Annotated in this window: 1 protein-coding gene; it reads left to right on the forward strand. The window is 71.9% G+C overall.

Translation table 11 applies throughout. The features are described from left to right. On the forward strand, positions 1-536 hold a 536-nt coding region (locus B1205_RS33495; RefSeq protein ID WP_441338531.1), incomplete at both ends, for an acyltransferase domain-containing protein.

The raw sequence follows: 536 nt of genomic DNA on the forward strand, positions 1-536 counted from the left end.
GGCGGGTGTGTTGTCTCTTGAGGACGCCTGTGTGCTGGTGGCGGCGCGGGGTTCGCTGATGCAGGCGTTGCCGGCCGGTGGCGGGATGTTGGCAATCGGTGCGTCGGAGGCCGATGCGCGCGAACTGCTGCGTTCCGACGCGGTGGGCGGTGCGGGTGCGCGGGACGTCGACGGTGCTGCGGCGGGGGAGAACGGTCCGGCGTCGGGCTCCGGTACGGCCGGCGGTTCGGGTGGTGGTGTCGACGTCGCGGCCGTGAACGGACCCACGTCGGTGGTGCTGTCCGGCTCGCTCGGGGATCTGGAACGGATCGCGGGGGAGTGTGCGGTCCGGGGTTGGCGGGTGAAGCGGCTCGCGGTGAGTCACGCGTTCCACTCGCGGTTGNNCATCGCCGGCCTGGACTGGCGTGCGCCGAGGGTGCCGGTGGTGTCGAATGTGACGGGCCGTCTGGCGGAGCCGGCCGAGTTGGCATCGGCGGAGTATTGGGTGCGGCATGTGCGGGAGGCGGTGCGTTTCGGTGACGCGGTCGCCACGTTGC

The sequence above is a fragment of the Micromonospora sp. NBS 11-29 genome, assembly GCF_002140155.1.
Taxonomy (GTDB): domain Bacteria; phylum Actinomycetota; class Actinomycetes; order Mycobacteriales; family Micromonosporaceae; genus Micromonospora.